Consider the following 19,634-nt stretch of genomic DNA (forward strand, 5'->3'; position numbering starts at 1 on the left):
TGCTGAAATTGCTCTAGGCCGCGTCAAGCAGCGCGCCTCTTTCTGAAATTGAAGAGCCTTCCATCGATCGCCGCAAGGCCGATCGCGATTAAGGCCATGCCAATCAGATGCTTGAACTGCAGCTGCTCGCCGAGTGCTGCAGCGCCAAGCAGGATCGCGCTGACGGGGATCAGAAAGGTGACAAGCATCAGATTCGTAGCGCCCGCCGTCGCCAGGATGCGGAAGAAGAGCACATAGGCCACGGCAGTCGAAAGGATCGCAAGGCCTGATAGCGCCAGCCAAGTTTCGGCGGAGGGCATGACGAGCGTCCAGGGCTGGTCAACAATCAGCGCGATCGGCAGCATCAGCACGGTGGAAGCAGTCACCTGCCCGGCTGCCGGAATGAGTGGCGCAAGGCCCATCCGGCGGAACCGCCGTCCCCAGATGCCAGCCAGCGAATAGGAGAAGGCCGCACCGAGAACCGCGAGCTGGGCAAGCACGTTCGAGCCGAGATCCTTCAAGGCTTCAAAACCGATCATGTAGGCCACGCCGGCAAACCCGACGATCACGCCGAAGAGACGGTTTGCCGTCAGCTTTTCATCCGCCGTCAGCACATGGGCAACGACCACGGCAAAGAGCGGCGTCGTGGCGTTGAGGATCGAGGCGAGGCCGCTCGCAATATGTGTCTGGCCCCAGACGATCAGGCAGAAGGGAATCATATTGTTCAGAAGCCCCATGCCAAAGAAAGCGATCCAGCTCTGCCTGTCGCGCGGCATGGTGTGGCCCATGGCGCGCACGATCAGATTGAGTGCGATAGCGGCAAGCAGCACGCGCCCGGTCACGATGGTGAAAGGTGGCAGCGCCTTTACGAGAATGCCGTTGAAGAAGAAGGAGCCGCCCCAGAGAAGCGACAGCACGATCAGCATCGCCCATTCTGCAGCTCCCATGGACTTTTGAATGGACATGACAATCTCCTTTGTCGATTTTTGCTAAAGTGTTCTTCCCGACTCACCCGTCTCGATTTGCCAGATGTATCAGTTTTTATTAGTATTCCCTGCATCTGACAAACGAGCATTTCTGACTACATGATTGAGTTGAGCTAAAGCATGATCGATCCTCTGCCCTCACTGTCAGCCCTGCGCGCCTTTGAGGCGACGGCGCGTCATCTAAGCATGACGCAGGCGGCGCACGAGTTGCACGTCACGCCTGGCGCCGTCAGTCTGCAGATCCGCGATCTCGAAGCCTCGCTTGGCGTGTCGCTGTTCGAGCGGCGAACCCGGCAGATTCTGCTGACGGCGGAAGGCCGGGACTATTTCGCGACACTGCGCACCGCCTTCCAGCTCGTACGCGAGGCGACGGCATCGCTGACCGCACGGCGGCGCGGCAATGCGCTGACGCTCACCTGTACGGCAGGTTTTGCAACACACTGGCTACTGCCACGGCTTCAGCGGTTCGAGGACATGCATCCTGATATCGATGTGCGCATCAGCGCCTCCCATCGCATGTTCGATTTCGAGCGCGACGGGATCGATCTCGCCATCCGCCATGGGCTTGGGGGTTATGAGGGATTGATCAGCGAACGGCTGGTGGATGACGAACTGGTGCCGATCTGCACGCCGGCGCTCGCGGCGACCCTTGGCGCCGATCCTTCGCCCGATCTGCTCGCAGGATATCAGCTCATCCATGACGTCTACCGCCGCGACTGGCAGCTCTGGCTGGCCGCAGCGGGCGCCACCAAGGTGGATGCCTCCCGTGGCCCGATCTTCAGTGATGGCAACGGCGCCTTCGAGGCTATGAAATCGGGTTTCGGCGTGGCGCTGATGCGCCGTTCATTCATTGAGAAGGAACTTGCCGAAGGCCGACTCGTCGCTCCGTTTCCGCTGGGGCTGACAAGCAAGCTTGCCTACCATCTCGTCTATCCGGGCACAGCGCTGGAACGGCCGGCGGTCGCGGCCTTCCGGCGCTGGCTGCTTTCGGAGGCGAGAACTTAGAGCCTTTCCGTTTTTCTTCGAAATACGGAAAGGCTCTATCTTTTTGTTCTAACGCAATTCCGGACGCAAAACCGCTGCACACTTTTGCTGGAATTGCTCTAATCCCTGCTGGTAGCACCCGCCTTGAACAAGCTGCCCGTCGGTGTCTTAAGGAACATGTCCAGCGGAATGTGCTCCTGATGCAGGAAGCCATTGGCCGGCAGCAGCCCGTCGCGGACCATTTCAATGACCGCAACCACCGAGGCCGACGTCGTCCAGGCGATTGCCGTACGCCGGGCGCCGGCAATCTCGATCGGATAATAGGCGCGGACAAATTCCTTTCGGCGCAAGGAGCCGTTGATCGTGCCTTCGGCCGCGACATGCACATAGACGACATCATCATCGACCGGCGGCTTGGCGTTGGTCAGGATTTCGCCGGCGAGCTGGCGTTTGTCACGCATCAGAAGCTCATGGAAGAAGAAATTCATCAGTTCCATGTGGCCAGGATAACGCATCGTCTTGTAATCGAGATTATCGACCTTGCCGAGCATGGTGTCGCACATGGTGCCGAGGCCGCCCGAGGTCGTAAAGGCCTCCAGCTTGACGCCGCCGACATAGATCGTTTCGTGCCATTCCATCGGCGAGACGAGCTTACGAACCCCGCCCTCGATGACCTCGCAATCGTTCAGATATTCATTGACCACACCTTCCGGCGACCAGTTGAAGGCATAGCCCAGAAGCCCGGTCGGATGCTGTGGCAGAGCGCCGACGCGCATGCGGATCGAGCGGCAGCGGTCGAAGCCATCGGCAAGGCTTGCGCCGACGATGCCGACGAAGCCAGGCGCTAGGCCGCATTGCGGCGCCATCAGACCGCGAGCGGTTTTGGAAAGCTCGATGATGAAATTGGTGGCCGGCACGTCCTCGGTCAGATCGAAATAGTGGATGCCGGCAAGATGGGCAGCCCGCGCCAGCTCTATATTCAGATGATAGGGCAGGCAGGACAGGACCGCCTCGACGCTCGACAGCAGCTCGCCGATGACAGAGGTATCCGTGATATCGCCGGCCCGGCATTTGAAGGGCAGGTCGCCCACGGGCAGTTGTGCATCGACGCCGATGACCTCGAAGCCGCCCTCATGCAAAAGCGTCGCCGCCAGCCGTCCGACCTTGCCGAGGCCGATCACGGCAATCCGTTCAAAACTCATTGATGTCCTCCCGAGCGCCGACGTTCTTCACCGGCGCATTTTTCTCACGTTGGGGCTGTATAGAATAAAAAGCTTATAAAAGAAAACAGCCGGGATTGCTCCCGGCTGCTGAAACGCGATGGCTGCGCACCGCTTATTCGTTGATGAGGCGCTTCAAAAGCTCGATCTCATGCGACAGCTTCGTGTCTCCCGAGATCAGTTCCTCGATCTTGCGCACGGCATGCAGAACCGTTGTGTGATCGCGTCCACCGAAGCGGCGTCCGATCTCCGGGAAGGAACGCGGCGTCAATGTCTTCGCAAGATACATGGCGATCTGGCGTGGCTTGACGATGACACGCGTGCGGCGGTTCGAGACCAGTTCCTGTCGCGAGACGTTGTAGTGACGCGCGACGATACGCTGGATATCCTCGATACGCACACGGCGCGGCTCGCCGGAACCGACGAGATGGGCCAGAAGCTCATCCACGCGCTCGATCGAGAGGTTCGGCTCGAAGGAGCGGCGGAAGATCAACTGGTTGAAGGCGCCTTCCAGTTCGCGGCCGCTTGCCGTGATGTTGCGGGCAACATGCTGCAGCAGATCGGTCGAGATTTCCAGCGATGGATCCTCCAGACGGGCAACCGCAAGGCGACGATTCAGGATTTCGAGACGCATCTCGTAGTCGGGACCATCGAGTTCGATCGCAACACCACCCTGCAGACGCGAACGGACGCGTGGATCAAGCGATTCCAGCTCCCACGGCGCTCGGTCGCCGGCGACGACAACCTGCTTGGCGCTGTCGAGCAGCATGTTCAGCAGGTGGCAGAACTCGTGCTGTATCATCTTGCCCTGCAGGAACTGCATGTCGTCGATGATCAGAAGGTCGATGTTACGCAGCGAGTCCTTCAGTGTCAGTGCATCATTGTCGCGGATCGCTGTCGCGAAACGCCACATGAAGTATTCCGCTGTGAGATAGACAACGCGCAGGCCACGCGGGTTCTGCACCGCTGCATTGGCGATCGCCTGCAGCAGATGGGTCTTGCCGAGGCCGACGGTCGCATGGACGAAGAGCGGGTTGAAGCGCACAGCGCCCTGACCTGCTTCCGCAATGGTCTTTGCGGCGGCGAGCGCCACACGGTTGGAGCTGCCCTCAACGAACGTGTCGAAGGTGAAGCGAGAATCCAGCGGCGAGCCAAAGAGCGGCGAACCGACACTTGCCGGGCGTGCCGCAGCGGCGGCCGATACAGCCTGCTGGACGATCTGCCCCGCCGGCTGGGCAGATGCCGGGCGGCGAAGCTGGGTGGGCTGGGTGACCGGCTCGACGGAGACTGCATCGTCCAGCGCCTTCGTGCCGGCGCGCGTTGCCGTGCGCACAAGGATCTCGACTTTCAGGATTTCGGGGTCTTCAGCCTGGAACAGGCCAACAATGAGATCGAGATACCGGTTGTTGATCCACGACTTCAGAAAGGTCGTGGGAACGGTGAGACGGACGACACTCTTGGAAACCGAATGAAGCTTGAGCCGTGCAAACCAACTTGCATAAACGTCAGGACCAACTTGTGCCTTCAGACGCGCGCTGACGCGTTCGAAGAGAACACCATGCTTCATCTCGCCCTTTTCTTCCGTTGCGCTCAGGTGAATGGAACCGAAAGACTGCTGTGCAGCTTCCCCGTTATCCAGTGCACCCGTCGTCATCGAATTCATCTGCATAATGCCGCCTTTCATTTCCTCGGGCGGTCATTCGTTGACAGCCGCCCGATCATTCCCCGCTTTGACAAAGCCGGCGGCATCTTCATGAGCCGCTCTCGCATGCCGGTTCACTCAAACACTGTCCCTTTCGGGACTGACACAGAAACCCGGCGGTGGTCGCGGTCATGCGACAACCGTCTCAAAGCCTCTATGTCAGGCTGGCGGCCGATCCTCGTTTTTCGCCCGCAAGCCCGAACGCAATGCTACACTTTCCCCTGCCCTTCTCCTGGCCTCACGCAAAACGTGTAGCCGCGGAGCGCACAAAACGTCCCCGTCCCGTGACAGCCACGTCACGGTACAATGCCGTCGAGTGCGTGAGAAAACGGAAGCTGTCCGCTCCGTTGCAAATGACACAGAGCCATCATCCTGCCGACTTGGCAGTTTGGACTGACTTCTGCAGGTGATGTCCGCGCCCTTTGCTGGACGCCATTTAGGCAGGATCAAAAGGCAAGATCAACGATGAATTTTACGCAAAATTAAGACGCGGCCATTGACTCCGGCGGGGCCTTTAGGGCGTCACACCAACGTCAAAAAAGAATCGCTTTTGAATCAAGGAGATTCCCCGACCGGGTTATTTTGGACACGCATAAAAAGAAAAAAGAAAAAATCTTCTTGACTCATTTGAGGCCACGGGTTGCGTGACCAGAGTCGCAAGCCTTAAAAAGATCCTTGCGTAAGCTATTGTTTTAAAACAATTTTTCCTGTCATGCCCCTGACACGAAATCGTCGCAGGATTAACCATACCCACGGCGGGCGGCGGAATCGAAAAAGCCCGGTAAAATTACCGGGCTAATCATAACGAGCAATTCGTTAATGAGATATTTAGGCGTTCGCAGAAGCCGAAAGGGCCTTCACACGAGCAGCGAGGCGCGAGACCTTGCGGGATGCCGTGTTGGCATGCACGACGCCCTTGCTTGCGGCGCGCGCCAGCTCGGGCTCAGCGGCGATGAAGGCTTCCTTTGCCTTGGCGGCATCACCAGCGGCGAGTGCCTCTTCGACCTGGCGAACGTAGGTACGAACGCGCGAACGGCGAGCCTTGTTGACTGCGGTGCGGCGTGCGATCTTGCGGGTCGCCTTTTTCGCCGAAGTTGTATTGGCCATGGATGCCTCTCTCAAGAATTCGAACAAAACTCCGCCATTGCCGCGCTGGCCCTGCGGCCACTCAATTCAGCAATGCGGGAGCATTAGCGGAAAACCTGACCGGCTTTCCGAACCGTGGGCGGGCATATAACGCTAAAGCCGCGCCACGTCAACGCGCATTTTCAAGGAAAAGCCCCTTTCCCGCCGCCGTCCGCTCACCTGTTCTTGAAGGCCGGTTTGCGCTTCTCGATGAAGGCGGCCATGCCCTCTTTCTGGTCCTCGGTCGCAAAGAGGCTCTGGAACAGACGGCGCTCGAAACGCAGGCCCTCTTCCAGCGTCGTCTCGAAGGCGCGGCTGACCGCCTCCTTGGCCATCAGCACCGAGGGGCGCGACAGCGATGCGATCCTGGTAGCGGCCTCCATCGCTTCGTCCAGAAGCCGCTCAGGGGCCACCACACGCGAAACGAGTCCCGCGCGCTCGGCTTCCGCCGCATCCATCATCCGGCCGGTCAGGATCAGGTCCATCGCCTTGGCCTTGCCAACCGCCCGCGTCAGGCGCTGCGAGCCGCCGATGCCAGGAATGACGCCGAGTGTGATCTCCGGCTGGCCGAACTTTGCAGTCTCGGAAGCAATGATGAAGTCGCAGAGCATGGCAAGCTCGCACCCACCACCGAGCGCAAAGCCGCTGACGGCGGCGATGATCGGCTTGCGGGCCTTGGCGATCTCGTCCCAGCCGCTGATGAAATCGCTCTTATAGACTTCGGCGAAATCGAGCGGCTGCATTTCCTTGATATCGGCGCCCGCGGCAAAGGCTCGCTCGGAACCGGTCAGCACGATCGCGCCGATGGCATCATCCGCATGAAAGGCCGCATAGGCCAATTTCAATTCCTTGAGCACGGTCGAATTCAAGGCGTTCAGCGCCTGCGGCCGGTTCAGTGTGATCAGGCCGACATTGCCGCGGGTTTCGACAACAAGGGTTTCATAGGCCATGGCGCTCTCCTATTTCTGGCAGGTGGCGCAATAGAAGGTGGAACGGCCAGCCTGCACGATGCGCGAGACCGTACCGCCACAGCCCGGCGTGCGGCAAGCAAGACCTTCGCGATCATAGACGGAAAAGGAATGCTGGAAGTAGCCGAGCGAGCCATCCGTCTGGATATGGTCGCGCAGCGACGATCCGCCGGCGGCGATCGCATCGGCGATGACATCGCGGATGGAGGTCACAAGCAGGTTCAGCGCCTGCTTCGGCTTGCCCGTCTTCGTCACCAGCGTGCCGGCAGCGCGCACGGGCGACAGATGCGCCCGCCACAATGCCTCGCAGACATATATATTGCCGAGCCCGGCGATGGTCTTCTGGTCCAGGAGCGCGCTCTTTAGTGGCTGGGCCTTGCCGTCGAAACGCTTGGCCAGATAGGCGGCTGACAGTTCGTTGCCGGTCGGCTCCGGCCCCAGGCCGAACAGGAAAGGGTTGGCATCGAGCTCGGAACGGTCGGCAATATCCATGAAGCCGAAGCGGCGCGGGTCATTGTAGATAACGCGGCGCGGGCCACCCTCGCCGTCCAGATGGAAGATGGCGTGATCGTGTTTCTCGTCCTTGGAGCGCTCGTGGTGAAAATCGCCCGGCGTGGCAGTCAGTGGCCCCTGTTCGATCCGGAAGGAGCCGGACATGCCGAGATGGGAAATGATCGTCTTGCCGCTGTCGAGATCAATGAGCAGGTACTTGGCGCGCCGTCCGAGGCCGATGATCTTGCGGCCGGACACCTGCCGCTCGAAATCCTGAGGAAAGGGAAACCGCAGGTCGCCGCGGCGCAATTCCAGCCTCTGAATGCGCGCGCCTTCCATTGCCGGCGTCAGGCCACGCTTCACGGTTTCGACTTCTGGCAATTCCGGCATCTTAACCCATCTATATCTAACGTGTTTCAACCGCCCGCGATGTGCGCTATAGCGCCAACGTGCCGCGGGCGGACCGTGGCCCACAGATAGCGCCGCAGCCACGCTTTCGCTATGGTCGCCGCGCCGAATTCTTGATGTGAACGGAGTAGCTTGATGTCAGACAGCCGGACCTCCGCCGATGGCGGCATGGAAACGTCCTACGGCTTCCGCGAAGTACCGAACGGTGAAAAGCAGGGCCTCGTCAACGAGGTCTTCCACAAGGTCGCCAAACGCTACGACATCATGAACGACGTCATGTCCATGGGCATGCATCGCGCCTGGAAGGATGCGATGATTACGGCGCTGAACCCTCGCAAGGAGCCGGGCTACAAGGTGCTCGACGTGGCCGGTGGCACTGGCGACATCGCCTTCCGCATCGTTGAAGCCTCGAACCGCCAGGCACATGCGACCGTGCTCGACATCAACGGCTCGATGCTTGGCGTCGGCGCCGAGCGGGCGGAAAAGAAGAAGCTTTCGGACAATCTTACCTTCGTGGAAGCCAATGCCGAGGACCTTCCTTTCGAGGCAAACAGCTTCGATGCCTATACGATCGCCTTCGGCATCCGCAACGTGCCGCGGATCGAGGTGGCGCTCTCGGAAGCCTATCGCGTCTTGAAACGCGGCGGCCGTCTATTAGTACTCGAATTTTCGGAAGTGGAACTGCCGCTTCTCGACAAGGTCTATGAGGCCTGGTCGTTCAATGCCATTCCGAAGTTCGGCAAGGCGATCACCGGTGATGCCGAGCCTTACCAGTATCTCGTGGAATCGATCCGCAAGTTCCCGAACCAGGAGAATTTCGCGGCGATGATCCGCACCGCCGGCTTCTCGCGCGTGACCTATACCAATTATACCGGCGGCATAGCAGCGCTGCATTCCGGCTGGAAGCTCTGATCCGCATGAGTGCTTTCGGGGCATATTTCAGGCTCGTAAGGGTCGGCTGGATTCTGGTGCGTGAAGGCGTCATTTCGGCGCTGCCTTCGGAAGGCCTGCCGCCATCCGTGAGCCTGGCAAAATCCTTTGTCGGCATGTTTGCGCGCAATCGCAGCAAGTATCAGAAGCGCAGCGACCGGCTGGCGCAGGCCGTCGAGCGGCTTGGTCCATCCTATGTGAAGATCGGCCAGTTCCTTGCGACGCGCCCTGATGTCGTCGGCGTCGAGTTTGCAGACGACCTGTCACAGCTTCAAGACCGGATGGCCTTTTTCCCGGCGGCAGCCGCCAAGGCCAATATCGAAGGCTCGCTCGGGCGATCGATCACTGATCTCTACGCGAGCTTCGGCGATCCGATTGCAGCGGCCTCCATTGCGCAGGTGCATCCAGCCGAGGTCGATACGCCGAGAGGACCCAAGAAGGTCGCCGTAAAGGTCGTGCGGCCCGGTGTCCGGGCGCGGTTTGCCCATGATATCGAGGCGATGTATCTCGTCGCCCATATGCAGGAACGCTTCATGCCGGCCAGCCGACGCCTGCGGCCGGTCGAGGTGACGAAAACCCTGGAACAGACCACCAAGGTAGAGATGGACCTGCGCCTTGAGGCGGCTGCCCTTTCTGAGATTGCCGAGAATACCGAAAAGGATCCTGGCTTCCGCGTGCCGAAGGTTGACTGGGAGCGCACCGGCCGCGACGTCATCACCATGGAGTGGATCGACGGCGTCAAAATGTCCGATGTCGAAGGGCTGCGGGCTGCCGGCCACGATCTCAATGAGCTTGCGGACACGCTGATCCAGTCATTCCTGCGCCATACGCTGCGCGACGGCTTCTTCCATGCCGACATGCATCCGGGCAACCTCTTCGTCGATTCCGACGGCATGATCGTCGCTGTCGACATGGGCATTGTCGGGCGTCTCGGGAAGAAGGAGCGCCGCTTCCTTGCCGAAATCCTCTACGGCTTCATCACCCGCGACTATATCCGGGTGGCGGAAGTGCATTTTGAGGCGGGCTATGTGCCCGGTCACCACAATGTCGAGAGTTTTGCCCAGGCGATCCGGGCGATCGGCGAACCGATCCACGGTCAGCCTGCCGAGACGATCTCGATGGGCAAGCTGCTGACGCTGCTTTTCGAGGTCACCGAACTTTTCGACATGCAGACGCGGCCCGAGCTCGTCATGCTGCAGAAGACGATGGTCGTCGTCGAAGGCGTCTCGCGCATGCTCAATCCGCGCTTCAACATGTGGAAGGCGTCCGAGCCGGTCGTCGGCGACTGGATCAAGAACAATCTCGGCCCCAAGCGCATCGTCACCGATCTCAAGGATGGGCTGAAGGCGGCCGTGAAGCTCGCAGAAGCCGCGCCCGAAATCGCCGCCCAGACAGAAAAGTTCCACCATCAGCTTCTGCATATGAGCGAACACGGGTTGCGCTTCGATGAGCAGACGGCCGACGCCATCGGCAAGGCGGAAGCACGCCACAACCGCTCGGCCAAAGCGGCCCTCTGGATCATTGCGCTCACGCTTCTCTATATTGCCTGGATACTGAGCTGATCGGGAAGCAACAAAAGCATGATGTGTTCGGCATTTGGGATATCCCGCCAGACGTGAGGCTCGCTTAGTCTCGCCTCCATGGAGATGAGCACATGAAGCATGAACGCCCCGGAATCGAACTGAGCGGCCAGCCCTTCAGCTTTGCCGAGATGATGAGGATCGGCTCCGGCAAGGTTGCGCTTTCGGCCTCGGAGATCGGTATGCAGCGCGTGAAGATCGCGCGTTCGATCGTCGAGGATGCCATCGAATCCGGCATGCCGGTTTACGGCGCGACCACGGGCGTGGGCGCCATGAAGGATGTCGAATGGTCGCCCGAAGATCTCGAGGTCTTCAATCTCGGCCTCGTGCGCGCCCACCACTTCGGCACCGGCACACCTTTTTCCTGCAATGTCGTGCGCAATGCCATGGCGATGCGCGTCAACACGGCCCTGACCGGCCAGGTCGGCTGCACGCCCGATCTCATCGACGCCTATATGCGCATGCTGAAGGCAGATCTCATTCCGGTCGTGCGCCGCACTGGCTCGATCGGCTGTGCCGATATCGGCCTGATGGGCCAGATCGGCGCAGTGCTGACGGGCGTCGGCGAAGCGATCTATCGCGGCAACCGCATGCAGGCCGCTGAAGCCTTCCAGGCCGCCGGCATGGAGCCGGTGAGGATGGCGCCGCGCGACAGCCTCGCCTCGCTCAGCGTCAATGCCGTCAGTTTTGCCGCCGCCGCCGAAACGACACGCAATGCCGCCGCATCAATCCGTGTGCTGCTGGCAACCGGCATGATGGCCTCAGGTGCGCTTGGCGCATCGCGCGATCCCTGGCGGGCCGTGCGCCATGTCGGCACCGCACGAGAGGCGCTGATCGGCGCCTGGCTGTGCAATGCCTCGGACGAATGGGAATGGCCGGTCGCGACCCACGTGCAAGATGCGCTCAGTCTCCGCATGATCGCCCAAGTCTTTGGTGCCGTTATCGAGAACCTGCTTTCGACGGGCCATAAGATTCTCGCCGCCACCGGCCGCTCCGACGACAATCCCGTCGTCGTTGAGGGACGGGTGATGACATCTGGCGGATCGCTGCCGCTCGACGTGACCATCCTGCTGGAATCGGCGGCACTCTGCATGGCGCATGCAGCGCGCAACGCCTTCAACCGCTGTGTCCTGCTCGGCAACGGGCAGCGGCGCGGCCTGCCGGTCAATCTCGTGCCTCCGGGCCGCATCGCCACCGGCTTCGGACCAATCATCAAGCTTGCGGGCGAAATCTTTTCGCGCGTACTCTCCATGTCGAACCCGGTTTCGGCGCAATCGCTCGTCGTTGCGGCGGGCCTTGAGGACGAGGCAGCCTTCCTGCCACTCGTCATCGAACGCTTCGACCGGCAGATGCGGGCGCTGAAGCGTCTCGCCGCACTGGAAGCCCTGCTTTCGGCACAAGCGATCGATATTATCGGCGATACGCCGAAGGGCGTTGCTGGCATGCTCTATGAGGTCGTGCGCAAACATGCGGCCTTCTATACGGTCGACCGGCCGCTTTCGGCCGAGGTCGAGGCGATCGAAGAGGAACTCGGCTCGGATGCATTTCTCTCCAAGCTGATCGAGCAGGTACCGATTGCCTCCTTCGACGATTTCTTTGCACTTGGGTCGCTCGAGCGCATCGAGGAACGGCTGACGCGGGAACCGGCCATCATCTGAATTTCGACCTATCGAGGGAGACGCGGCATGGATTTCGATCTCGTTCTGCAGGGCACGGTGGTGCTGCCGGAGCGCATTGTCGAGGGCGGGTATGTCGCCGTTTACGACGGAAAGATCGCCGAAGTCGGTATCGGCGTTCCGCCTGCGGCCAAAGAACGGCACATGCTCGGCAAGGCACTGATCCTGCCGGGCGCCATCGATGCTCAGGTCCACTCGCTCTCCCAGAAGGACCAGGAGGATTTCATCTGGTCGACTCGCTCGGCCGCTGCCGGCGGCATCACCACCATCGTCGACATGCCTTATGATGAGGGCAATCTCGTCTGCTCGGCTGCTGCGGTGAAGAAGAAGGTCGATCATGCCGGCCCGCAGGCGCGGGTCGATTTCGCACTTTACGGTACCGTCGATCCCGAAGAAGGTGCTGCCCGCATCGCCGAGATGGTGGAGGCAGGCGTTGCCGCCTTCAAGTTCTCGACCTTCGGCACCGATCCCAAACGTTTCCCGCGCATTCCGCCCGCCCTGCTCGACGCCTGCTTTGCGGCCATCGCCCCGACCGGGCTAACGGCCGGCGTGCACAACGAGGATGACGAGGCGGTCCGCACCTATATGGAACAGGTGAAGGCAAGCGGCGTTACCGACTGGCGCGCCCATGGCCTGTCGCGCCCGCCGATCACCGAGCTGCTTGCCATGCACACGATCTTCGAGACCGGCGCCAATACCGGCTGCCCGTCCCATGTCGTGCATTGCTCGCTCGGGCGCGGTTACGACATCGCGCGGGCCTATCGCCGCGACGGCTTCGAAGCGACCGTGGAATGCTGCATTCATTACCTGACGCTCGATGAAGAAAACGATGTGAAGCGGCTCGGCGGCAAGGCGAAGATCAATCCGCCGGTGCGGCCGCGCGCCGAAGTGGAGACGCTCTGGCGCAGGGTCGCCGAAGGCAATGTCTGGCTGGTGTCGACCGATCACGTGAGCTGGTCGGAAAACCGCAAGACCAATCCCGACATGCTGGCGAATGCATCAGGTGTTCCGGGTCTGGAAGTCATGGTGCCGCTTTTCGTCAAGGGCGCGCTGGAACGTGGCATCCCCCTGACTTGGGCAGCGAAGCTTATGGCCGAAAATCCGGCGAAGCACTTCCGTCTCGACCATATCAAGGGCGCACTGACGCCGGGCAAGGATGCCGACATCGTCGTGCTGGAGCCGAAAGAGACGGTCTATGATGCTTCGGCCAGCGGCAACAATGTCGTTGGCTGGAGTCCCTACAATGGAATCCGCCTGCCGTGGACGGTTTCGGCCGCCTGGCTGCGGGGAGAGAAGATCACCGAGGAGGCCAAGGTTCTGGCCGAGCCCGGCGCCGGCCGCTTCGTGCGCCCGCTTGCGCGACAGGTGCTGGCATGAGCCGCAACCTGCCCGTCAACGCCGGCCGGATCTCCGCCGATATCGAAGCCCTCTCCACCATCACCGAGCCGGGGCATCCCTGGACACGACGGGCTTTTTCGCCGCTTTTCCTCGAAGGCCGCGCCTATCTTGAGGCACGCATGCGGGCGATCGGTCTCGATACCCGCATCGACCCATCAGGTAATCTGATCGGCCGGCGCGAAGGCGCAAAGCCAGGCTCGGGCATCATCATGCTCGGCTCGCATTCCGACACTGTCCCCGACGGTGGGCGATTCGATGGTATTGCCGGTGTTGCGGCGGCACTCGAAGTTGCGCGGGCGCTGCGCGAACAGGAGATCCATCTCGACCATGATCTGGAGATCGTCGATTTCCTGGCCGAGGAGGTCAGCATTTTCGGCGTTTCCTGCATCGGCAGCCGTGGCATGACCGGCCAATTGCCGCAAGCATGGCTCTCTCGCACAATCGAAGGTCGCGATCTCGCCGAAGCGATTGCCGAGGTCGGCGGATCGCCGGGTGTGCTTACTCATGAGAACAAGCCCGATATTGCCGGTTTTCTGGAACTGCATATCGAGCAAGGTCCTGTGCTTGAAAACGAGCGCAAGGATATAGGCATCGTCACGGCGATCTCGGGCATCACCCGCATCGAAATCACCGTCGAGGGTCGGGCCGACCATGCCGGCACGACGCCGATGGATACGCGTGCCGATGCGCTGGTTGCCGCTTCGCAGATCGTGCTCGATATCCGCAATGCCGCAAACGAGCTTGCCAAGACGCCCGGCCATTTTGCAGCGACCGTCGGCGAATTCCGCATCGAGCCGAATGCCGCCAATGTCGTGCCGTCGCGTGTCGTGTTGCTGATCGACGGGCGGGCCGAAATCCGCGCCGACATGGAAGCCTTCTGCCGCTGGCTGGACGGCCATACGGAAAAGCTCGCTCTGGCCTTTGGCGTGACGATCGCGCCCCCGAACCGCATCTCCGACAATTTTCCGACACCGAGCGACAAGGGCCTGCTCTCGACTCTGGAACGGGCCTGCGAGACTGTCGGCGCCAAACACCGCTTCATGGCCTCGGGTGCGGGTCACGATACGGCCTGGATCGCCCGCGTGGCGCCGGCTGCGATGATCTTCGTGCCTTGCCGGGAAGGCCGCAGCCACTCCCCGGATGAATGGGCTGAAAATGACGACATAGCGCTCGGGGCGGCCGTGCTTTTCGAGGCGGTGCGCGAGATGGACAGGACACTTACGACGGAGAAGGATAATGGGACGCATACTGGTTGAGAAGGACGTGGAAGCCGCCGTCAAGGGCGGTTCCGTCTATGCCGCCGGCGGTGGTGGCTGGGCCGATCACGGCCGCATGCTCGGTTATGCCGCCGTTAATGTCGGCAAGCCCGAACTCGTCTCCATTGAGGAACTCGGCGACAACGACTGGATCGCGACGGCCGCGGCTATCGGCGCACCGGCCTCGACCACGCCCTGGGAAATGCAGGGCATCGACTATGTGAAAGCCGTGCAGCTTCTGCAGGAGGCGCTCGGCGAAAAGCTCTCCGGTCTCATCATCGGCCAGAACGGCAAATCCTCGACACTGAACGGCTGGCTGCCTTCGGCCATCCTCGGCACCAAGGTCGTGGATGCCGTCGGCGATATCCGCGCCCATCCGACCGGCGACATGGGATCGATCGGCATGGCAGGGTCGCCGGAACAGATGATCCAGACCGCCGTTGGCGGCAACCGGGCTGAAAACCGCTATATCGAGCTGGTCGTCAAAGGCGCGACGGCGAAGATCTCGCCGGTGCTGCGGGCGGCGGCCGACCAGTCCGGCGGCTTCATTGCCAGCTGCCGCAATCCGTTGCGCGCCTCCTATGTCCGCAAGAATGCCGCGCTCGGCGGCATCTCGATGGCGCTGAAGCTCGGCGAAGCGATCATTGAAGCGGAAAAGAAAGGCGGATCGGCGATCATCGATGCGATCTGCAAGACGACGGGCGGCCATATCCTCGCCGAGGGTACAATCACCGAGAAGGATGTGGTCTATACCAAGGAGGCCTTCGACATCGGCACGATCACGGTCGGCGCCGGTGACAAGGCCGTGACCCTGCATGTGATGAACGAATATATGGCGGTCGACGATGCCGACGGCAGGCGCGTCGCAACCTTCCCCGCCGTCATCACCACGCTTTCCGAGGAGGGCGAGCCGCTCTCCGTCGGGCAGCTCAAGGGTGGCATGCATGTGTTTATCCTGCACGTGCCGAAGGACATCATTCCGCTGTCGGCCAGCGTGCTCGATCCGACCGTCTATCCGTCTGTCGAAAAGGCGATGGGCATCGAGATAGCACGCTATGCACTGGAGATGAGGGCCTGAGCCATGGCGCGCGATCCCGGCCTGGAAGAACTGATGCGCGAGGAACTCGGCGACCGACCGGGGCTTACCGAAAAATCCATGTTCGGCGGCTGGGCCTTTATGCTCAACGGCAACCTGCTCTGCTGCGCGCGTCAGGATGGCATGTTGCTGCGTCTCGGCAAGGGAAATGACGATTGGGCACTGGCTCTGCCGGGCGTGATCCAGATGCTGTCGGGCGAGCGGATCATGCATGGTTGGGTGCGGGCCAATGCCGATATCTATGGCGACGATGCCATGCGGCGGCGGCTCATCGACGCCGCACTTGCCTATGTGGGGCCGATGCCTGCCAAGTGAATGAACCGGTGCGCTTGCGCCGATGACGAAAAGACGAGGAACCCAAGATGCCGAAGGCCAATCCACGCCATCCGAAATTTCCAATTCCCGGTGGGCCGGAGCTGCGCGCCAAGGGCTGGCGGCAGGAAGCGCTGCTGCGGCTTCTGGAAAACGTGCTCTCGGTCGGTGAAGACCCCGACAATCTCGTGGTCTATGCTGCGCTCGGCAAGGCAGCGCGCAACTGGCCGGCGCATCGCGGCATCGTCAAGGCACTCACTGAAATGGATGAGGACCAGACGCTGCTCATCCAGTCCGGCAAGCCGATCGGTCTCGTGAAGACCCATGCCAAGGCGCCGCTCGTCATCATGGCGAACTGCAACATCGTCGGCCAGTGGGCGAAGGCCGAGGTCTTCTACGAGCTGCAGCGCAAGGGCCTGATCTGCTGGGGCGGTCTGACCGCTGGCGCCTGGCAATATATCGGCAGCCAGGGCGTCATTCAGGGTACCTATGAGATCTTCATGCGCATTGCCGAGCGCCGTTTCGGTGGCGACCTTCATGGCCGTTTCGTGCTGACGGCCGGGCTTGGCGGCATGGGCGGCGCGCAGCCGCTTGCCGGCCGTATGGCGGGTGCAGCAATCCTCTGCGTCGACATCGATCCGGAACGCGCCCGCAAGCGCCAGCAGATCGGTTACCTGCAGGAGATTGCGCCCGATCTCGACAGCGCGCTTGCGATGATCGATGCCGCGGTCAAGGAAAAGCGGGCGCTCTCCGTCGGTCTCGTCGGCAATGCGGCCGAGATCTATCCGGAAATTGCCCGACGCGGCATCGTGCCCGATGTCGTCACCGACCAGACCTCGGCGCATGATCTCGTCTATGGCTATGTACCGAAGGGCATGAGTATCGATCAGGTGAAGGGCCTGCGCGATGACGGCCAGGGCCAGCTGATGGCCGCCAGCCGCGCCTCGATCGTCGAACATGTCACCGCGATGCTGGAATTCCAGAAGCGCGGTGCCGAGGTCTTCGACAACGGCAATCTCATCCGCACCCAGGCGCGCGAGGGCGGCGTTGCCAATGCCTTCGACATTCCGATCTTCACGGAAGCCTATCTGCGACCGCTCTTTGCCCGTGCCATCGGCCCGTTCCGGTGGATGGCACTTTCGGGCGAGGAGAGCGATATCGCCCGCATCGACGATCTGCTGCTCGAGATGTTTCCCGACAACAAGATCATCACCAACTGGATCCGGCTGGCGCGCGAGCATATTCCCTTCGAGGGACTGCCGGCCCGTATCGCCTGGCTCGGCCACGGCGAGCGAACGGCGCTGGCGCGGCGAGTCAACGAACTGGTCGCCAATGGCGAGCTCAAGGGTCCAGTCGCCTTCTCGCGGGACCATCTCGATGCTGGCGCCATGGCGCATCCGAACATCATGACCGAGCGGATGAAGGATGGTTCGGATGCCATCGCCGACTGGCCGCTCATCGATGCGATGATGCTCTGCTCCTCGATGGCCGATCTCGTCGTCGTCCATTCCGGCGGCGGCGGTTACGCCGGTTACATGACGAGCTGCGGCGTCACGGTCGTGGCCGACGGCTCGGAAGCCGCCGACGAGCGCTTAGACCATGCGCTGACCAACGATACGGCGCTCGGCGTCATGCGTTATGCCGATGCCGGTTATGACGAAGCGCTGGACGAGGTGGCGAAGAAGGACGTGCCCTATATCCGGCTTGGCTGATCGCCGTCGTCACAGATGCCGCGTTTCGGCCGGCGCGGCGTCATAGCGATCGTGCATGCCATCAAAATAGGCGACCGGGGCGGCGGCAAGCTCTTCGGCACTGGCATCATCGAGGCAACTGAGGGCGATGGCGATGAAGGGGCCGATCGTCTCGTTGTCGTTACGGGCAAAGGAAGCCACGCCGCAATTCTCGCAGAAAAGGTGATGGATAGAGCCGGAGCCGAAAAGATATTCACGCAACCCATCCCTGCCCGAGACCAGCCGGAAGTCAGCGGGCTGAACGATTGCCAGCCAGCTGCGTTTCTTGCGGCAAACAGAGCAATTGCACTTGAAAGTGCCAGCCGAAAGGTCGAGCCCGGCCTCATAGGCGACGGCACCGCAATGGCAGCTTCCATGATAGATCTTCTTCACAATACTCCTCCGACTCTTATTTAACCTACAAGTTAAATTAATCGTCACAGGCCGGAAGTCAAGACGGCCGTCGAGCGAGCCGGCGTGCGGCGAGTGCTGACAGGAGAGCGAATGCCATCATGACCAGCGTGAAGATCACGATCGCCGCCCATCCCTCCATCGCCCAGAACCAGCCGCCGGCCGAGCCCATGACGCTGGAGCCAATGTAATAGGCAAGCATGTAAAGCGAGGAGGCGTGGCCCTTGGTGCCGGCGGCGAGTTTACCGACCAGACCACTTGCCACCGAATGGCTCATGAAGAAGCCGCTGGTCAGCACGACGATGCCGAGGATGATGAACGGCAGGGAGGCCGACAGCGTCAGAGCGCAGCCTGCGGAAGTGATGACGATGCCGGCCAGGAGCACGGTAAAATGGCCGAGCCGATCGCCCAGAATGCCACCGACGGAGGAGGCGCCGATACCGAACAAGTACACCGTGAAGATCAGGCCGAGTTCGGTCTGGTTCAGCTCGTAGGGCGGCGCGACGAGGCGGAAGCCGGCGTAATTGTAGATCGTCACGAAGGAGCCCATCGCAAAGAAGGCGATGGCGAAGATGAAGGGCAGAGCCGGATTGCTCAGATGCCCCATCCATGCCTTCAAATGGAATTGCGGATCGAAGCCGGCGCGGCGAACGAAATTGCGCGAGGGCGGCAGCAGCGCGATAAAGCCGATCGCGGCGGCAAGGCCGATGGTGCCGATCAGGAACAGAGCCGGCCGCCAGGAGAAATATTCGGCGAAAATGCCCGTCAGCACCCGCCCCGACATGCCGCCGAAGGCCGTGCCGCCGACATAGAGGCCCATGGTGGCGCCAAGGCCGCGCGGGTCGATTTCCTCCGCGAGATAGGCCATGGCAACGGCCGGAACACCGCCGAGCACGAAGCCCTGCAGCGCGCGAATGACCAACATCAGATGCCAGTTCGGCGCAAAGGCGGTGGCGATCGTCAATACGGCGGCGCCGATCAGCGAGATCGACATGAGGCTGCGTCGGCCAAGCCCTTCAGATACGGCAGCAGCGCAGACGATGGCGATCGCCAGGAAACCGGTGGAGAGCGACAGAGCCAGCGAACTTTCGGCAGGGCTGACGGAAAATTCCTGCGCGAAAATCGGCAACAGCGGCTGCACGCAATAGAGCAACGAGAAGGTGGCAAAGCCCGAGAGGAAGAGAGCCAGGCTGGCGCGGCGATAGGCCCCGGTGCCGCGGGTCAGATATTCCTTGGACTGTTTCCTGTCGGCCGTTTTCAGGTCGGCAACGTCTTGGATTGCAGTGTCGGACATTATCAATTCCTTCCTGCCCTCCGATCTAGCCAGGACGCCTCCATTTGTCCAATATATGAAACTGGCAATCCTGATAGGTTTTGGAGA

At 61.3% G+C, this 19,634-nt stretch carries 17 protein-coding genes; 9 read left to right on the top strand and 8 right to left on the bottom strand.

Features of this window, described 5'->3' with window-relative positions; translation table 11 throughout:
- Positions 1–23 precede the first annotated feature (23 nt).
- The gene (locus J2X71_RS04440; RefSeq protein ID WP_310379484.1) at positions 24–944 is read right to left on the bottom strand and encodes a DMT family transporter; all 921 of its coding nucleotides are present in this window, start codon (positions 942–944) and stop codon (positions 24–26) included.
- A gap of 141 nt (positions 945–1,085) precedes the next feature.
- On the opposite strand from J2X71_RS04440, the gene gcvA reads away from it, so the two are divergent.
- Positions 1,086–1,970, top strand: a complete 885-nt coding sequence (gene gcvA / locus J2X71_RS04445) for a transcriptional regulator GcvA (protein WP_007814873.1) — start codon at positions 1,086–1,088, stop codon at positions 1,968–1,970.
- 98 nt (positions 1,971–2,068) lie between these two features.
- Here the strand turns inward: gcvA and J2X71_RS04450 are convergent, their stop codons facing one another.
- The 5 genes from J2X71_RS04450 to mutM form a co-directional block, all read right to left on the bottom strand.
- Positions 2,069–3,151 (bottom strand): saccharopine dehydrogenase C-terminal domain-containing protein, encoded by a 1,083-nt coding sequence (locus tag J2X71_RS04450; protein ID WP_310379487.1) that lies wholly within the window; start codon positions 3,149–3,151, stop codon positions 2,069–2,071.
- Positions 3,152–3,284: 133 nt separating this feature from the next.
- Positions 3,285–4,838, bottom strand: a complete 1,554-nt coding sequence (gene dnaA, locus J2X71_RS04455; RefSeq protein ID WP_310379489.1) for a chromosomal replication initiator protein DnaA — start codon at positions 4,836–4,838, stop codon at positions 3,285–3,287.
- 861 nt (positions 4,839–5,699) lie between these two features.
- Complete coding sequence (gene rpsT, locus J2X71_RS04460) at positions 5,700–5,978, bottom strand: 30S ribosomal protein S20 (RefSeq protein ID WP_113324735.1); 279 nt, start codon at positions 5,976–5,978, stop codon at positions 5,700–5,702.
- A 194-nt stretch (positions 5,979–6,172) separates the two neighbouring features.
- On the bottom strand, positions 6,173–6,946 hold the full coding sequence (locus J2X71_RS04465) for an enoyl-CoA hydratase (protein ID WP_310379491.1): 774 nt from the start codon (positions 6,944–6,946) through the stop codon (positions 6,173–6,175).
- A gap of 9 nt (positions 6,947–6,955) precedes the next feature.
- Entirely contained in the window at positions 6,956–7,846 is an 891-nt protein-coding gene (gene mutM / locus J2X71_RS04470) for a bifunctional DNA-formamidopyrimidine glycosylase/DNA-(apurinic or apyrimidinic site) lyase (protein ID WP_310379493.1), read from the bottom strand.
- Between the two features lie 153 nt (positions 7,847–7,999).
- On the opposite strand from mutM, the gene ubiE reads away from it, so the two are divergent.
- The 8 genes from ubiE (at position 8,000) to J2X71_RS04510 (ending at position 17,824) form a co-directional block, all read left to right on the top strand.
- Entirely contained in the window at positions 8,000–8,776 is a 777-nt protein-coding gene (gene ubiE / locus J2X71_RS04475; RefSeq protein WP_310379495.1) for a bifunctional demethylmenaquinone methyltransferase/2-methoxy-6-polyprenyl-1,4-benzoquinol methylase UbiE, read from the top strand.
- Between the two features lie 5 nt (positions 8,777–8,781).
- Entirely contained in the window at positions 8,782–10,356 is a 1,575-nt protein-coding gene (gene ubiB, locus J2X71_RS04480) for a 2-polyprenylphenol 6-hydroxylase (RefSeq protein ID WP_310379496.1), read from the top strand.
- Between the two features lie 92 nt (positions 10,357–10,448).
- Positions 10,449–12,032: an aromatic amino acid lyase gene (locus tag J2X71_RS04485; RefSeq protein WP_113182162.1), complete on the top strand. Its 1,584-nt coding sequence runs from the start codon at positions 10,449–10,451 to the stop codon at positions 12,030–12,032.
- Positions 12,033–12,059: 27 nt separating this feature from the next.
- On the top strand, positions 12,060–13,427 hold the full coding sequence (locus J2X71_RS04490; protein ID WP_310379499.1) for an amidohydrolase family protein: 1,368 nt from the start codon (positions 12,060–12,062) through the stop codon (positions 13,425–13,427).
- Positions 13,424–14,704 (top strand): Zn-dependent hydrolase, encoded by a 1,281-nt coding sequence (locus J2X71_RS04495; RefSeq protein WP_310379501.1) that lies wholly within the window; start codon positions 13,424–13,426, stop codon positions 14,702–14,704. The genes J2X71_RS04490 and J2X71_RS04495 overlap by 4 nt, the downstream gene beginning before the upstream one ends.
- Entirely contained in the window at positions 14,685–15,782 is a 1,098-nt protein-coding gene (locus tag J2X71_RS04500) for a DUF917 domain-containing protein (protein ID WP_113324742.1), read from the top strand. Before J2X71_RS04495 ends, J2X71_RS04500 begins: the two co-directional genes overlap by 20 nt.
- A 3-nt stretch (positions 15,783–15,785) precedes the next feature.
- The gene (locus J2X71_RS04505; RefSeq protein WP_310379502.1) at positions 15,786–16,115 is read left to right on the top strand and encodes a TfoX/Sxy family protein; all 330 of its coding nucleotides are present in this window, start codon (positions 15,786–15,788) and stop codon (positions 16,113–16,115) included.
- 47 nt (positions 16,116–16,162) lie between these two features.
- Positions 16,163–17,824, top strand: coding sequence for a urocanate hydratase (locus J2X71_RS04510; protein WP_310379504.1), 1,662 nt, complete (start codon positions 16,163–16,165; stop codon positions 17,822–17,824).
- A gap of 9 nt (positions 17,825–17,833) precedes the next feature.
- Here the strand turns inward: J2X71_RS04510 and J2X71_RS04515 are convergent, their stop codons facing one another.
- Positions 17,834–18,235 (bottom strand): GFA family protein, encoded by a 402-nt coding sequence (locus tag J2X71_RS04515; RefSeq protein ID WP_310379506.1) that lies wholly within the window; start codon positions 18,233–18,235, stop codon positions 17,834–17,836.
- A 58-nt stretch (positions 18,236–18,293) separates the two neighbouring features.
- Positions 18,294–19,547, bottom strand: coding sequence for an MFS transporter (locus J2X71_RS04520; protein ID WP_310379508.1), 1,254 nt, complete (start codon positions 19,545–19,547; stop codon positions 18,294–18,296).
- Positions 19,548–19,634 lie beyond the last annotated feature (87 nt).

It is taken from the genome of Rhizobium sp. 1399, assembly GCF_031455475.1.
GTDB lineage: Bacteria > Pseudomonadota > Alphaproteobacteria > Rhizobiales > Rhizobiaceae > Rhizobium.

Excerpts from the sequence above, each read along its gene's own strand:
- J2X71_RS04440 (WP_310379484.1), bottom strand. The coding sequence starts at position 944 with ATGTCCATTCAAAAGTCCATGGGAGCTGCAGAATGGGCGATGCTGATC.
- gcvA (WP_007814873.1), top strand. The coding sequence starts at position 1,086 with ATGATCGATCCTCTGCCCTCACTGTCAGCCCTGCGCGCCTTTGAGGCG.
- J2X71_RS04450 (WP_310379487.1), bottom strand. The coding sequence starts at position 3,151 with ATGAGTTTTGAACGGATTGCCGTGATCGGCCTCGGCAAGGTCGGACGG.
- dnaA (WP_310379489.1), bottom strand. The coding sequence starts at position 4,838 with ATGCAGATGAATTCGATGACGACGGGTGCACTGGATAACGGGGAAGCT.
- rpsT (WP_113324735.1), bottom strand. The coding sequence starts at position 5,978 with ATGGCCAATACAACTTCGGCGAAAAAGGCGACCCGCAAGATCGCACGC.
- J2X71_RS04465 (WP_310379491.1), bottom strand. The coding sequence starts at position 6,946 with ATGGCCTATGAAACCCTTGTTGTCGAAACCCGCGGCAATGTCGGCCTG.
- mutM (WP_310379493.1), bottom strand. The coding sequence starts at position 7,846 with ATGCCGGAATTGCCAGAAGTCGAAACCGTGAAGCGTGGCCTGACGCCG.
- ubiE (WP_310379495.1), top strand. The coding sequence starts at position 8,000 with ATGTCAGACAGCCGGACCTCCGCCGATGGCGGCATGGAAACGTCCTAC.
- ubiB (WP_310379496.1), top strand. The coding sequence starts at position 8,782 with ATGAGTGCTTTCGGGGCATATTTCAGGCTCGTAAGGGTCGGCTGGATT.
- J2X71_RS04485 (WP_113182162.1), top strand. The coding sequence starts at position 10,449 with ATGAAGCATGAACGCCCCGGAATCGAACTGAGCGGCCAGCCCTTCAGC.
- J2X71_RS04490 (WP_310379499.1), top strand. The coding sequence starts at position 12,060 with ATGGATTTCGATCTCGTTCTGCAGGGCACGGTGGTGCTGCCGGAGCGC.
- J2X71_RS04495 (WP_310379501.1), top strand. The coding sequence starts at position 13,424 with ATGAGCCGCAACCTGCCCGTCAACGCCGGCCGGATCTCCGCCGATATC.
- J2X71_RS04500 (WP_113324742.1), top strand. The coding sequence starts at position 14,685 with ATGGGACGCATACTGGTTGAGAAGGACGTGGAAGCCGCCGTCAAGGGC.
- J2X71_RS04505 (WP_310379502.1), top strand. The coding sequence starts at position 15,786 with ATGGCGCGCGATCCCGGCCTGGAAGAACTGATGCGCGAGGAACTCGGC.
- J2X71_RS04510 (WP_310379504.1), top strand. The coding sequence starts at position 16,163 with ATGCCGAAGGCCAATCCACGCCATCCGAAATTTCCAATTCCCGGTGGG.
- J2X71_RS04520 (WP_310379508.1), bottom strand. The coding sequence starts at position 19,547 with ATGTCCGACACTGCAATCCAAGACGTTGCCGACCTGAAAACGGCCGAC.